We start from the raw sequence: 14,086 nt of genomic DNA on the forward strand, positions 1-14,086 counted from the left end.
ATCCACTTTTTCCGCACTGGCTCCGGCCGTGGGAAACATCGAGGTGAGGCGTTGACAGGTATCGACGCGGATTCGCGGAGCGGCTCGGCCTATCGGGAGTTCTTCGCCGGGGCCGGGGTGCGGGGGTTGTTCGCGCTCGGGGTGCTCGGCCGGGTCCCGATGGGCATGATCGTGCTGCTGCTCGTGCTCGTCCTGCAGGAGACCACCGGCGGGTACACCCTCGCCGGGCAGGTCAGCGGGGCGCTCGCGCTGGGGCTGGGCGTGCTCACCCCGCTGCGGGCCCGCTTGGTCGACCGGCGCGGGGCCCGCCCGGTCCTGCTCTCCAGCGGGATCTCCCACGCGCTCGCGCTGGCGCTGCTGTGGCCGCTGGCCGCGGCGGGCGCGCCGGTGCTGCTCCTGGTCTTCACCGGTCTGGTCACCGGCGCGACCATGCCCCCGACCGGGGTGGTGCTGCGCTCGGCGTGGAGCAGGTTGCTGCCGGACGAGCGGCGCCGCCGGGCGGCGTTCGCCGCGGAGTCGCTGGCGGTGCAGAGCACGCTGCTGGCCGGTCCGCTGCTGGTCTCGGCGCTGACGCTGACCGTCGGCCCGGGGGCGGGCCTGCTGTGCTGCTCCGGGCTGGCGCTGATCAGCGCGCTGGCGCTGGCGTTCTCACGGCGGCTGACCCAGGTCATGCGCCCGGTGCCGGACCAGGAGCGGGCGCACTGGGCCGGTGCCCTGCGCGTCCGCGCGGTCCGGTTGTCCCTGCCGGGCGGGTTCGCCCTGTTCGCCGCGATCACCGCGCTGGAGATCGCCGCGGCCGGGCAGGCGGTGGAGCACGGCGCCGCGTGGGCGGCCGGCTGGCTGATCGCCGGGTTCGCCGTCGGCGGCATCGGCGGCGGGCTGGTCTGGGGCTGGCGAGACTGGCCGGGAAGGCTGAGCTGGCAGCTGGCGGCCATGCACGCCTTCTTCGCCGTGCTGATGGTGGTGCTCGCACTCGAACTGCCGCTGCTCGCGGTGGCGGCGCTGATGTTCGTGGCCGGGGTGATGGCCCCGCCGGCGATGACGGCGCAGTTCAGCGTGCTCGACGCGGTGGTGCCGCGCGCCGTGCTGACTGAGTCCTTCGGCTGGCTCAGCTCCGCGCGGCAGGCCGGGTCGGCGGTCGCCGCCGCGGTGACCGGGGTGGCCATCGACGCACTGGGCCCGCGTGGTGGCTGGCTGGTCGCGCTGGCCGCCGCGGTGGTGGCCACGGTCGCGTCCATCGCCCTGCGCGGCACGGAAAGTCCGGCTCGGGAAGGAGCACGCGGATGACCGACCTGGAGGACGCGATCGCCGTCGTCGGATTCGCCGGGAGCTTTCCCGGCGCGGACTCGGTGGCGGAGTTCTGGGAGAACCTGAAGGCGGGCCGCAGCTCGCTGACCCGGTTCACCGAGGAAGAACTGGTGGCGGCCGGTGTGCCGCAGGAAACCGTGCGGGACGAGCACTACGTCCCGGTGCGCGGGGTGCTCCGCGAGATCGAAGGATTCGACGCGGACCTCTTCGGCCTGACCCCGCGAGAAGCCGGCCTGACCGATCCGCAGCAGCGGCTGATGCTCGAATGTGCCCGCACCGCACTGGAATCGGCGGGCTACCCGCCCGAGTCGTGCCCGGTGCGGGTGGGCGTCTACCTCGGCGGTTCCGCGAGCACCTACCTGAGCCACCACGTGCTCCCGGCCGGGATCGCCGCCGAGGTCGGCGAACTGGCCGTGCGACTGGGCAACGACACCGCCTTCCTCGCCACGCGGGTCGCCTACCTGCTCGATCTCCACGGCCCGGCGCTGACCGTGCAGACCGCCTGCTCCACTTCGCTGGTGGCGGTGCACATGGCCGGGCAGGCGCTGTTGTGCGGCGAGGCCGAGCTGGCCATCGCGGGCGGCGTCTCGATCACCGTGCCGCAGGTTTCCGGCCAGCCCCACACGCCGAACGGGATCATCTCCGCCGACGGGCGCCTGCGCAGTTTCGACGCCGCGGCCAACGGCACGGTCGGCGGCAACGGCGGCGCGGTGGTGCTGCTCAAGCGCGCCGAGGCGGCGCTGGCCGACGGCGATCCGATCCACGCGCTGATCCGCGGCTCGGCGGTGAACAACGACGGCGGCGCCAAGGTCGGCTTCACCGCTCCGGCCGCCGCGGGACAGGCGGAGGTCATCGCCCTGGCGCACCGGATCGCGGGCGTCGGTCCCGACGACATCAGTTACGTCGAAGCCCACGCCACCGGCACCGAACTGGGCGATCCGGTGGAGGTGGCCGCGCTGGCCGACGTGTTCCGGCGCGGCACCGGGCGAACCGAGCCCTGCGCGCTCGGTTCGGTGAAGCCCAACATCGGCCACCTCGACGCCGCCGCCGGCGTGGCCGGGCTGCTCAAGGCGGTGCTGGCGCTGCGGGAGGAGGTGATCCCGCCGACCATCGAGTTCGACCGGATCAACCCGCACATCCCGCTCGCCGGATCCCCGTTCGCGGTGACCACGAAGCTGACGCCGTGGCCGCGGGTGCCGGGCGCGCCGCGCCGGTGCGGGGTCAGCTCGTTCGGCATCGGCGGCACGAACGCCCACATGGTGCTCGAAGAAGCCCCGGTCCCGGCGGAGCGGCCGGTCGCCGGGCGGCCGGTGATCCTGCCGCTGTCCGCGCGGACCGAACGGGCGCTCGGCGCGCTCGCCAAGGCCACCACCGCGACGCTGCCCCCGTTGCCGGACGCGGCGCACACCCTGCAGACCGGCCGGACGGAGTTCGGCCACCGGGCCGCCGTGGTGGCCGACCCCGCCGACACCCCGGCGGAGCTGCACGCCCGGCTGATCAGCGCCGCCCGCTCCCCGCGATCCGCCGACGAGGTGGTGTTCCTCTTCCCCGGCCAGGGCACCTTCCGGCCCGGCCTGCTCGCCGAGTTGTCCACCAGATCGGCCGCGGTGCGTTCACTGGTCGACGAAAGCGCGGACGTGCTGCGGGAGCCCGTGCTCGCGGAACTGCTCCGGGACGAAACCACGACGGCCGAGCCGTGGCTGGCCCAGACCGCCCTGTTCGTCACCGGGTGCGCGCTCGCCCGGCTGTTCGAGGACGGCGGGATCCGGCCGTCGGCGGTACTGGGGCACAGTCTCGGGGAGTACGCCGCCGCCTGCGTCGCGGGCGCGGCGCCCTTCGACGAGATGCTCGCCCTGGTGGCCCGGCGGGCACAGGCCATGACGGCCACCCCGCCCGGCGCGATGCTCGCCGTCGCCGCTGCCGATCGCCGGGTCCGCGCCCTGCCGGCCGAGGGTGTGTGGATCAGCGGGGTGCACGGCCCGGAAGCCGTGGTGGTGGCGGGGACACCGGCCTCGGTGCGCGCGCTGGCCGGACGGCTCGCCGCCGAAGGCATCGCCACGGTGGACCTCAAGGTCGAGCACGCCTACCACACTCCGCTGATCGAACCCGCGCTCGCCGAGCTGCGCGAAGCGGCGACGGCGATCGACTGGCAGCCGCTGAAGGTTCCCCTGTACGCCAACGCGAGCGGGCAGCCGGTGCGGTCGGTGGACGCCGAGCACTGGGTCACCCAGGCGGCGTCGCCGGTCCGGCTGGCCGACGCCGTCGCGGGCGTGCTCGCCCTGCCCTCGCCGGTGCTGCTCGAACTGGGGCCGGGGCAGGTGCTGACCGACGTGGTGCGGCGACTGGGCGGTGCCGGTGATCCCGCCGTGTTCCCGGTCGGCCGCCGAACGCGTTCGGGCCGGGTGCGCGAGCGCGACGTGCTCGGGGTGGTGGCGGGCTACTGGACCGCGGGCGGGCGGGTCGACTGGACCGCGTTCCGCACCGAGGAGGGCCGCCGGGTCCCGATGGCCACGTATCCGTACCAGCGCGAACGTCATTGGCTCGAACCGCGTCCCGTCGCGCCGGCCGCCGTGGCGAGTTCGGAAGCGGCCGTGGTCGTGGGCGAACCGGACGAGGTGACCGCCGCAGTCCGGCGGATCTGGGTCGAGCTGATCGGGCACGACCGCTTCTCCCCGGACGACAACTTCCTCGACCTCGGCGGCAACTCGCTGACCGCGGTGCAGATGCTGACGCGGCTGCGGGACCGCTTCGGCGTGAAGCTCTCGCTGCACTCGCTGTTCGACCACCCGACCGTCAACGGCATCGCCGGACTGGTGGCGGCCGGATGAGCGGGCCGCCGCACACCGTGCACGCGCTGGTGGCCGCCCAGGCGGCGCGGGTCCCCGGCAAGGTCGCGGTGTCCTGCGGCCGGAACCGGATGACCTACCGCGAACTGGACGAGACGGCCGGGCGGATCGCCGGCGCGCTGCGGCGGCGCGGGGTGGGGCCGGACGACCTCGTCGGCACCTGCCTCGGCAGATCGGCCGAGGCACCGGCGGTCCTGTTCGGCGTGCTCCGCGCCGGGGCCGCCTACCTGCCACTCGATCCGGCGCAGCCGGCCGAACGGCTGCGGCTGCTGCTCGACGGCGCCCGGCCCAAGCTGGTGCTCAGCACGGAGTCGGTGCGCCGGGTGGTGCCCGCGGCCGAGGTGCTTTCGCTGGAGGAGATCGACGGGGAGGCCGCGGAACCGGTCGAGGTGCCCGGCGAGGCACTCGCCTACGTCATGCACACCTCCGGTTCCACCGGCAGGCCGCACGGCGTCGGCGTCCCGCACCGTGCCGTGGTGAACCTGGTGCTGGGCGACTGCGCCCGGTTCGGCGAGGACGAGGTGTTCCTGCACGCCGCGCCACCGGCCTTCGACGCCGCCACCTTCGAGATCTGGGGCGCGCTGGCGCACGGCGCCCGGCTGGTCGTACTGCCGCAGGGCGGCACCGGACCGGCGGAGCTGGCGGAGCTGATCCGCGCCGAAGGGGTCACCACGGCCTGGCTGACCGCGAGCCTGTTCCACCTGGTGGTCCGGGAACGACCGGACGCGCTCCGCCCGCTGCGGCAGCTGCTGGCCGGTGGGGATGTGCTTTCCCCGTCGGCGGTGCGCCGGGCGTTGCGGGCGTTGCCGTCGGGCAGGCTGGTGAACGGCTACGGGCCCACCGAGGCGACCACGTTCAGCACCACGCAACCGCTGGCCGAGCCGGTCACCGGCCCGGTGCCCATCGGCAGGCCGATCGCCGGGGTGAGGGCGTACGTGCTCGACGGGTCGTTCGGACGCTGTCCGCCCGGCGTCGCCGGTGAGCTGTTCGTGGCCGGTGCGGGACTGGCTCGTGGCTATCACGGTGAACCCGCGCTGTCCGCCCGCCGCTTCCTGCCCGACCCGTTCGCCACGCGGCCCGGTGCGCGCATGTACCGCACCGGGGACCGGGTCCGGCAGCGCGAGGACGGTGCCTTCGACTTCCTCGGCAGGTTCGACGACCAGGTCAAGATCCGCGGCTTCCGCATCGAGACCGCCGCGGTCGCGGCCGTGCTGCAAGCGCACCACGAGGTCGACGAGGCCGTGGTGACCACGGTCGCGGACCCGGCCGGTGACCGCCGCCTGGCCGGTTACGTCACGCTCCGCCCCGGCGGCCGGGCCACCGGGATCGCGTTCCGGCGGTACCTGGCCGGCCGGTTGCCGGAGTTCGAGGTGCCCGCCACCGTCACCGTGCTCGACCGGTTCCCGATGACCGCGAACGGCAAGGTGGACCGCCTGGCGCTGCCCGCGCCCCCGGCCGCCACCGGCCGGGCGCCGCGCACGGCAGCCGAGCGCCGCGTGGTCGCGCTCGGCCGGGAGACCGGCCTCGAACTGTCCGGGATGGACGACGGGTTCTTCGTGCTGGGCGTCGATTCGGTGCAGTTGATGCGACTCGCCGCCCGGCTCGGGGTGCCCGCGCGGACGGTGTTCACCGCCGGAACTCCGGCTGCGCTGGCGTGCCGACTCCGCGAGAACGACCCTGCGGGGCCGATTCCGCGGACCGGACCCGGTTCCGCCAGGCTCTCCGCGGCACAGGAACGCTTGTGGTTCCTCGATCAGCTGGGCCAGGCCACGGCGTACGTGGTCCCGATGGTTCATCGGCTCCGCGGCCCGGTCGACGCCGGTGCGCTGGCGTGGGCCTTCACCGAACTCGTGCGCCGGCACGAGGCCCTGCGGACGGTTTTCCAGGCAGAGCAGGGGATTCCGGTGCAGCGGGCGAAGGAACCGCCGGCCGTGGTGCTTCGCGAGCGGGACCTCTCGGCGTTGCCCGATGACGAGCGGGCTCGCCGGTGCGCCGAACTGGTCGACGAAGTGGCCGGCACGCCGTTCGACCTGGCCGCGGGCCCGCCGTTTCGCGCGGTGCTGGTGCGGCTCGCCCCGGACGAGCACGTGCTGGCCTGCGCGGCCCACCACATCGTGATCGACGGCTGGTCCCTGGGCGTGCTCTACCGCGAACTCGGCGAGCTCTACCGCGCCCGTGCCGAAGACCGCCCGCCGCGATTGCCCGCGCTTCCGGTGAGGTATCGGGACTTCGCCGAATGGCAGTACTTGGACGGGGCACGGCTGGCGGCGCTCACCGGCTACTGGCGGTCCGACCTCGACGGCCTGCCCGAACTGGTGCTGCCCACCGACCACCCCCGGCCGGCCGTGCTCGGCCAAGGCGGCGGCGTGTTCGAAGCCGGACTGCGGGCCGAGCTGTCCACCGGCCTGCGTCACCTCGCGGTGGACCACGGCGTCACGGTCTTCCTCGTGGCGCTGGCCGCGTTCCAGGTGTTGCTCGCGCGTTACAGCGGGCAGCGCGACTTCGCCGTCGGTGTCCCGGTGGCCGGTCGCGAGCGCGCGGAACTGGACGACGTGATCGGTTTCTTCGTCAACACCGTGGTCTTCCGCGCCCGCCTCGGCGGTGACCCGGCGTTCAGCGAGGTGCTGTCACGGGTGAAGGACCAGGCGCAGGGCGTGTTCGCGCACCAGGACCTGCCGTTCGAGCGGCTCGTGGACGCGCTCGCCGTGTCCCGCGGGCCGGATCGGCACCCGCTGGTGCAGGTGTTCTTCGCCGGGCAGAACACCCCGCCGGGGGAGCTGGACCTGCCCGGTGCGCGGGTGTCGCGGCTGCGCCCGCCGACCACCGGTGGCAAGTTTGATCTCGCGCTGTCGCTGGAGCACACCTCGGACGGGGGGCTGGCGGTGGTGGCCGAGTACCACGCCGACCTGTTCGAGCCGGCGACCGCCGAGGAGTTCACCGCCCAGTACCTGGCGGTGCTGGACGCGGTGGTGCGAGAGCCGTCCACCCCGCTTTCCCGGATACCGCTGCGCGGAGCCGCCGGGCAGACCGGCCCGGTGGTGTCGCTGCCCGGTGCCGATGTGCCCGGGGTCGTCGGGCGGCAAGCGGCCACGGCGGTCGCGCTGTCGTGCCGCGAGCACCAGGTGACCTACGGCGAACTGGATGCCATGGCCACCCACCTGGCCAAGTCGTTGGTCCGGCTCGGCGCCGGGCCCGAGCGGCTGGTTGGGGTGTGCGCCGAACGCGGGATGGACCTGCCGGTGCTCCTGCTCGCCGTGCTGAAGACGGGCGGCGCCTACCTGCCGCTGGACCCGGCCCTGCCACCGGCCCGGCTGGCCGGGATCGTCGAGGACGCCGGTCCGGTGGCGGTGTTGGCAATCCGGGCGACGGCGGAGCGCGTGCCCGGCGCGGTGGTGTTCGAGGACCTGCGCGCGGAGCCCGCCCCGGAGGTCCCGCTGCCGCGCGGCGGGCATCCGGACGCGCTGGCGTACGTCATGTACACCTCTGGGTCGACCGGCAGGCCGAAGGGCGTCGCGATCACCCATCGCGGGATCCTCCGGCTCGTCGCGGACCGGTCGTGGGCGGCGCTCGGTCCCGGTGAGGTGCTGTGCCAGCTTTCCCCGCCGTCCTTCGACATCGCCACGCTGGAGATCTGGGGTGCGCTGACCAACGGCGCGCGCCTGGCGATCCTGCCGCCCGGCATCGATCCGGTGGCGGACGCGCCGGCCGAGATCGAGCGCGCGGGGGTGACCGCGCTGGTCCTGGCGACCCCGTTGTTCCACGAGTTCGCCCAGCGGGGAATCGACCGCCTTCACCGGGTGCGCAGGCTGATGGTCGGCGGTGACGTGCTCGACGCCGCCCGTGCCCGGCACGCCGTGGCCGCGTTACCGCAATGCCGGATCTTCAACGGTTACGGCCCGACCGAGGGCACCACTCTGTCCACTGTGTACCAGGTCGGTCCGGAGGTTTCGGCGCCGGTGCCGATCGGCGTCCCGGTGGCGGGCAGCGCGGTCCACGTGCTCGACGACCGGTTCGCCCCGGTCCCGCGCGGGGTTCCCGGTGAGCTGTTCCTCGGCGGGCCCGCCCTCGCCAGGGGTTACCTCGGCGCGCCCGGCGTGACGGCCGCGCGGTTCGTGCCCGACCCGTTCGGTGCCCCGGGAGGCCGGTTGTACCGGACCGGGGATCGCGTGCGGGTCCGTTCCGACGGGAACCTGGAGTTCCTGGGGCGCCGGGATCACCAGGTGAAGATCCGCGGTTTCCGCGTGGAACTCGAGGAGATCGAGGCGGTGCTTCGGGAGGACGAGCAGGTCCACGAGGCCGTGGTGACCCTGCTCGGCGACGACTCCGCGACGCGGCGCCTGGTCGCCTCGGTGATCGGCGGCGCGGACGGCCTGCGCACCCGCCTCGCCGAGCGGCTGCCCGCGCACATGGTGCCCGCGCGGATCACCGCGGTGCCGGACTTCCCCCGGACCATCGCCGGAAAACCGGACCGCCGGGCCATCGCCGCCCTGGAGGCGGCCGCGGTCGAACCCGCTCCGCAGCGTCGCTTGGACGAGGTGGAGGCGGGGGTGGCGCAGGTGTGGGCGGAGGTGCTCGACGAGGCACCCGCCGGAACCGAGGTCAACTTCTTCGAAGCGGGTGGCAATTCGCTGCTGCTGACCAGGGTGCGCGGCCTGCTGCACGAGCGGTTCGGCCGGGACGTGCCACTGGTCGACCTGCTCGGCCACCCCACGATCGCCGCTCTTGCCCGCCTCCTTCGCGGCGGTGCGGTCGAACGGGCCGCCCCGGGACCGGCCGGTGCGCGTTCGCGGATGCGGCGCCGGCGCGCGCTCCGCTCGGACTGAAAGGATCGCGATGAAGTTCAGCCTGTTCTACTTCGCCGACGACGCGAGCGCCGAGCGCGACCGCTACCGGCTGCTCCTCGAGGGCGCCCGGTTCGCCGACGAACACGACTTCGCCGCGGTGTGGACCCCGGAGCGGCACTTCGACTCCTTCGGCGGCGCCTATCCGAACCCCGCGGTGGCCGGGGCCGCGCTCGCGGCGGTGACGAAACGGGTGGGCATCCGGGCAGGCAGCGTGGTCGCCCCGCTCCACCCCGCGATCCGGATCGCCGAGGATTGGGCTGTGGTCGACAACCTGTCGGCCGGCCGCGCCGGGATCGCGCTCGCTTCGGGCTGGCACGCCGTCGACTTCGCCATCCGGCCCGAGGCGTACGCGGACCGGCGGGACGCGCTGAGCGAGACCATCGAGACGGTGCGGCGGCTCTGGCGCCTCGACGAGGTCGACGTGGTCGACGGCACGGACAAACCGGTGCGTGTGCGCATCTTCCCGGCCCCGGTGCAGGCCGAACTGCCGATGTGGCTGAGCACCGCGGGCAACGTGGAGAGCTTCCGGCTGGCCGGGCGGCTCGGCGTGGGGGTGTTGACCACGCTGATCGGGCACGACATCGCGGAACTGCGCACCAAGATCGAGGCCTACCGGGAAGCTCGTGGAGCCCGGGGGCACGTGGTGGTGATGGCCCACACCTGCCTCGGTGCCGACCGCGCCGCCGTCCGCGACCTCGTGCGCGAGCCGTTCACCGACTACCTGGCGAAGTCGGCCTCCCTGGTGATGCGCGGCATCGACCTGGCCGGACTGGACGAGGACGACCTCGCCTTCCTGGCCACCCGCGCGTTCGAGCGCTACTTCGACGACGCGGGACTGTTCGGCACGGTGGCCGACGCCTCACGCGTGGTCGCCGCACTGGCCGAAGCCGGGGTCGACGAGATCGCCTGCCTGATCGACTTCCTCGGCGACGCCGACGCCGCACTGGACGGCCTCACCCACCTCGATCAGCTCCGGCTGGCCTGGCAGGACCGCTGACCCCGCGACGAAGGAGCCCCCATGGCCGATCCCGAGAGCATCTACCAGGTCGTGCTCAACGACGAGGAGCAGTACTCGATCTGGCCGGTGTCCGCGCCGGTGCCGCCCGGCTGGCACCCGGAGGGCACCACCGGCCCGGAACAGCTGTGCCTGGACCGGATCGAGCAGGTCTGGACGGACATGCGCCCGCTCAGTCTGCGCCGGTGGCTGGACGGCGAGCGGTGACCGCCTCGCCGTTGTCCCACGCCCAGGAGCGGTTGTGGTTCCTCGACCAGCTGGAACCCGGTGGCCTGCAGTACCTGGTCCCGTGGGCGTGGCGGCTCACCGGACCGCTGGACGTGGACCTGCTCACCACCGCCCTGCGCTGCGTGGTGACCAGGCACGAGATCCTGCGCACCCGGTTCGCCGAATCCGGCGGCGTGCCGGTCCAGGTGGTCGAGGACCGGGTCGAGGTGGTGATCCCGGTCGTGGAGACGGCTGCCTGGCGCATCGACGAGCACGCCGCCGAACTGCTGGCCGAGCCGTTCGACCTCGAAGTGGCGCCGTTGTGGCGGGCACTCGTGCTGCGGCTGGGCCCGGCGGACCACGTGCTCATCACGGTGTGGCACCACGCGGTGATCGACGCGTGGTCGGCCGGGGTGCTGCTCCGCGAGATGAGCACCGCCTACCGCGCGGCCGCCGCCGGGGTGCCTCCCGAGCTGCCGCCACTCGCGTCCCAGTACCGCGATTTCGCGGTGTCGCAACGGGATCGCCTCGCCGGTCCGCGCTCGGCGGAGCAACTCGGCTACTGGCGGCGGCAGCTGGCCGGGGTGCCGCCGCTCGACCTCCCGGCGGACCGCCCGCGCGCGCGAGTGCGCTCGACTTCAGGGGCCGCGGTGCCGTTCACCGTGCCGCCGGTCGTCGTCGAAGGGCTGCTCGACCTGGCTCGCGAGCGCCGGGTCACCCTGTTCATGGTGCTGCTGGCCTGCTTCCAGGTGCTGCTCGCCCGCTACACCGGGCAGCACGACATCGCGGTGGGCACGCCGCTGGCCAACCGGAACCGGGCCGAAACCGAGCCGCTGATCGGGTTCTTCCTCAACACCCTCGTGCTGCGCGGCGATCTCTCCGGCGATCCGACCTTCGCCGAACTGCTGCAGCGGGTCAGGGAGACCACACTGGCCGCCTATGACCACGAGGACCTGCCGTTCGAGCAACTGGTGGAGGAGCTGGCCCCGGAGCGGGACCTGGCCAGGACCCCGTTGTTCCAGGCGATGTTCCTGGTCAACAACGTGCGGGAGCTGGAATGGGACCTGCCCGGCATCGAGGCCGGGGAACACCCGCTGCTGGCGGGCCGGGCCAAGTTCGACCTCACCCTGGCCTTCCGGGAAGGGGAGGAGCGCCTCGACGGGTTCATCCGCTACAGCACCGCGTTGTTCGACCGCGACCGGATCGAGCGGATGGCCGGGCACCTGGGCGGCCTGCTCGCCGCGGTGGTGGTGGACGCGGACCTCCCGCTGTCGCGGTTGCCGCTGCTCGGGTCGGCCGAACGACAGCAGGTACTCGAGGAGTGGAACGACACCGCGACCGGCGCGGCGCCCGCCGAAGCGGTGCACGAACTCGTCGAAGCCCGGGCGGCCGAACGGCCGGACGCGATAGCCGTCGTCGAGGCGGACGGCACGAGCCTGACCTACGGCGAGCTGAACGCCTGGGCGAACCGGATCGCGTGGCACCTCGGCGCTCGCGGCGCCGGACCGGAGGTAATCGTCGGCGTCCTGCTGCCCGCCTCGATCCGCGCGATCGTCACGCTGCTCGGGGTGCTGAAGTCGGGAGCGGCCTACGTCGCGCTCGATCCGGACCTGCCCGCGGCCCGCCGCCGGTTCCTGCTGGAGGACACCGGCGCCGCGCTCGTGGTCGCCGAGCCCGGCGCGGACCTGCCGGACGGCTGGGAGGACCGGGTCGTCGAATTCGGGGACCACGCCACCGAACCCGCGCACGACCCGGGCAAGGCGGTGCACCCCGACGGGCTGGCGTACATCGCGTACACCTCGGGTTCGTCCGGGATGCCGAAGGGCGTGCAGGCGACCCATGGCGCGGTCGCCACGCACCTGCGGTTCCTGCGCGGGGAGTACGCGTTCGGCCCGGACGACGTCGCGACCGCGCTCGCCGGGCTCGGCTTCGACGCTTCGGTGCGGGAGATCTTCGGGACGCTGACGGCCGGGGCGCGGCTGGTCCTGCCCGGGGACCGCGATCCGGCCGCGATCGTGCGGTTGCTGGAATCCGCGCGCGTGACGGTGGTGCCCGGTGTCGTGCCCTCGCTGCTCTACGAACTCGCGGCGGTGCCGGTGCCCGACGGTGCGCTGGACCGGGTGCGGCTGGTGCTGTGCGCGGGGGAGCGGCTGAGCGCGGACCGCCTGCGCGACTGCGCCTGGACGCGGGGCAAGGTGGTCAACCAGTTCGGGCCGACCGAAACGACGATGACCGCGACGCGGTGGCCGTTGCCGGAGGCGGATCCGGTCGCCTACCTGGTCGGCACGCCCGCCGACGACGTCCGGGTGCACGTGGTGGACGCGGCGATGAACCCCTGCCCGGCCGGGGTGCCGGGCGAACTGCTGATCGGTGGTGCCGGGCTCGCGCGCGGGTATCGCGGGCGCCCGGCGGCGACCGCCGCCGCCTTCGTGCCCGACCCGTTCGGCTCGGGCACGCGGCTGTACCGGACGGGTGACCGGTGCCGCTGGTCCGCCGACGGTGTGCTGGAGTTCCTCGGCCGGGCCGACCACCAGGTGAAGATCCGCGGGATCAGAGTGGAGCCGGGTGAGGTCGAAGCACGGCTGGCCGCGCACCCCGGGGTCGCAGAAGCGGTTGTGGTGGCCGGGGATGCCGGGCTCACCGCGTACGTGGTTCCTCGAGGTGACCGGCCTGCCGTCGCCGAACTGCGGTCGTGGCTCGGTGAAGCGCTTCCCGCGCAGTTCGTGCCGGGGCCGTTCGTGTTCCTCGAAGCGATTTCCCGTACGCGCAACGGGAAAGCGGATCGGGCGGCGCTGCCCGGCGTGGCTGGGCACCGCGTGACGGACGTGGAGTTCGTGGCACCCCGGTCGGCCACCGAGGCGACCATCGCCGAGGTGTGGCAGCGGCACCTGCCCAGCGACCGCATCGGCGTGTTCGACAATTTCTTCGAGTTGGGCGGGCATTCGCTGCTGGCCGGGCGGGTGGTGGCGGACCTGGCCGAAGCCGGGGTCCGGGTGCCGCTGCGGGCGTTGTTCGAGTCGCCCACCGTCGCCGGGGTCGCCGCGCGGGCCATCGGCGGGCCCCTCGTGCCGGGGCTCGTCGCGCTCGGTGCTGCGCGCGGTCCGTCCACTTTGTACTGCCTGCACGACGGTGCCGGCGAACTCGCCGCGTATTCGGAGCTGGTCAAGGCAGTGGAGCCGAGTCACGAGGTGCTCGGCGTCACCTGGGATGCCGCCGCGTGCGGGGGCGACGATCCGATCAGGACACTCGCCGAGCGGTACGCCGACCGCGTCCGGGAGCACCGGCCGGGGCCGTACACCCTCTGCGGCTGGTCACTGGGCGGGCTGCTCGCCCACGCGGTGGCGGTCCGGTTGCGGCGGCTGGGGGAGTGGGTGTCGGCCGTCGTGCTGATCGACACCCCGGTGCCCGACCCGGACGCCGACGCGCAGCGGGAGGTGGACCGGCTGCTGGCGGAACTGGCCGAGTGGGACGCGCTCGGTGCTCCAGCCGATGCCGCTATCCGGGCGAAACTGCGCGACGCCGGGATCGGGGAGCAGGCCGCTTTTCTGGCTGCCGCGGACCTGCGCGTGCTGTTGGCCCGGGTGACCGAGTTGCAGCGGGCGAAACGCCGCCACCGGCCCGAAGCGGCTGATCTCCCGTTGCTCGTCGTGCGTGCGCAGGACGGGCACTGGCCACTCGCGCAGTTCGACCGGTGGCGTTCGTCGTCCCCGGGCGCCGAGGTGCTCCACCTGCCCGGTGACCACCGGTCCGTCCTGGACTCGAACGGCGCGCGCGCCATCGCGGACCGGATCGCGGCTTTCGAACGGGGTTGAACCATCCCGGTGGGAACTCGGGTGCGGGAGGTCCGGGCGTCGCCGTACGCTCCC

The 14,086-nt window shown here is 73.8% G+C and carries 6 protein-coding genes; all 6 read left to right on the plus strand.

Translation table 11 applies throughout. From position 1 onward, the window contains the following. The first annotated feature begins 51 nt into the window (after positions 1-51). Genes L3Q67_RS32790 through L3Q67_RS32815 form a run of 6 tightly spaced genes read left to right on the plus strand, consistent with a single transcriptional unit; the run spans position 52 to position 14,032 of the window. On the plus strand, positions 52-1,287 hold the full coding sequence (locus L3Q67_RS32790) for an MFS transporter (RefSeq protein WP_499185297.1): 1,236 nt from the start codon (positions 52-54) through the stop codon (positions 1,285-1,287). After that, a complete protein-coding gene (locus L3Q67_RS32795) occupies positions 1,284-4,136 on the plus strand; it encodes a type I polyketide synthase (RefSeq protein WP_499185298.1) in 2,853 nt (950 codons plus the stop codon). Before L3Q67_RS32790 ends, L3Q67_RS32795 begins: the two co-directional genes overlap by 4 nt. After that, entirely contained in the window at positions 4,133-8,977 is a 4,845-nt protein-coding gene (locus L3Q67_RS32800) for a non-ribosomal peptide synthetase (protein WP_499185299.1), read from the plus strand. The genes L3Q67_RS32795 and L3Q67_RS32800 overlap by 4 nt, the downstream gene beginning before the upstream one ends. A 10-nt stretch (positions 8,978-8,987) precedes the next feature. After that, positions 8,988-9,995: an LLM class oxidoreductase gene (locus L3Q67_RS32805; protein ID WP_499185300.1), complete on the plus strand. Its 1,008-nt coding sequence runs from the start codon at positions 8,988-8,990 to the stop codon at positions 9,993-9,995. Between the two features lie 21 nt (positions 9,996-10,016). Next, positions 10,017-10,220 carry an MbtH family protein gene (locus tag L3Q67_RS32810; RefSeq protein ID WP_499185301.1) on the plus strand — a complete coding sequence of 68 codons (204 nt, stop codon included), beginning with the start codon at positions 10,017-10,019 and terminating at the stop codon, positions 10,218-10,220. Further along, on the plus strand, positions 10,199-14,032 hold the full coding sequence (locus tag L3Q67_RS32815; RefSeq protein ID WP_499185302.1) for a non-ribosomal peptide synthetase: 3,834 nt from the start codon (positions 10,199-10,201) through the stop codon (positions 14,030-14,032). The genes L3Q67_RS32810 and L3Q67_RS32815 overlap by 22 nt, the downstream gene beginning before the upstream one ends. Positions 14,033-14,086: the final 54 nt, after the last annotated feature.

The organism is Saccharothrix sp. AJ9571, from assembly GCF_021725495.1.
GTDB lineage: Bacteria > Actinomycetota > Actinomycetes > Mycobacteriales > Pseudonocardiaceae > Amycolatopsis > Amycolatopsis magusensis.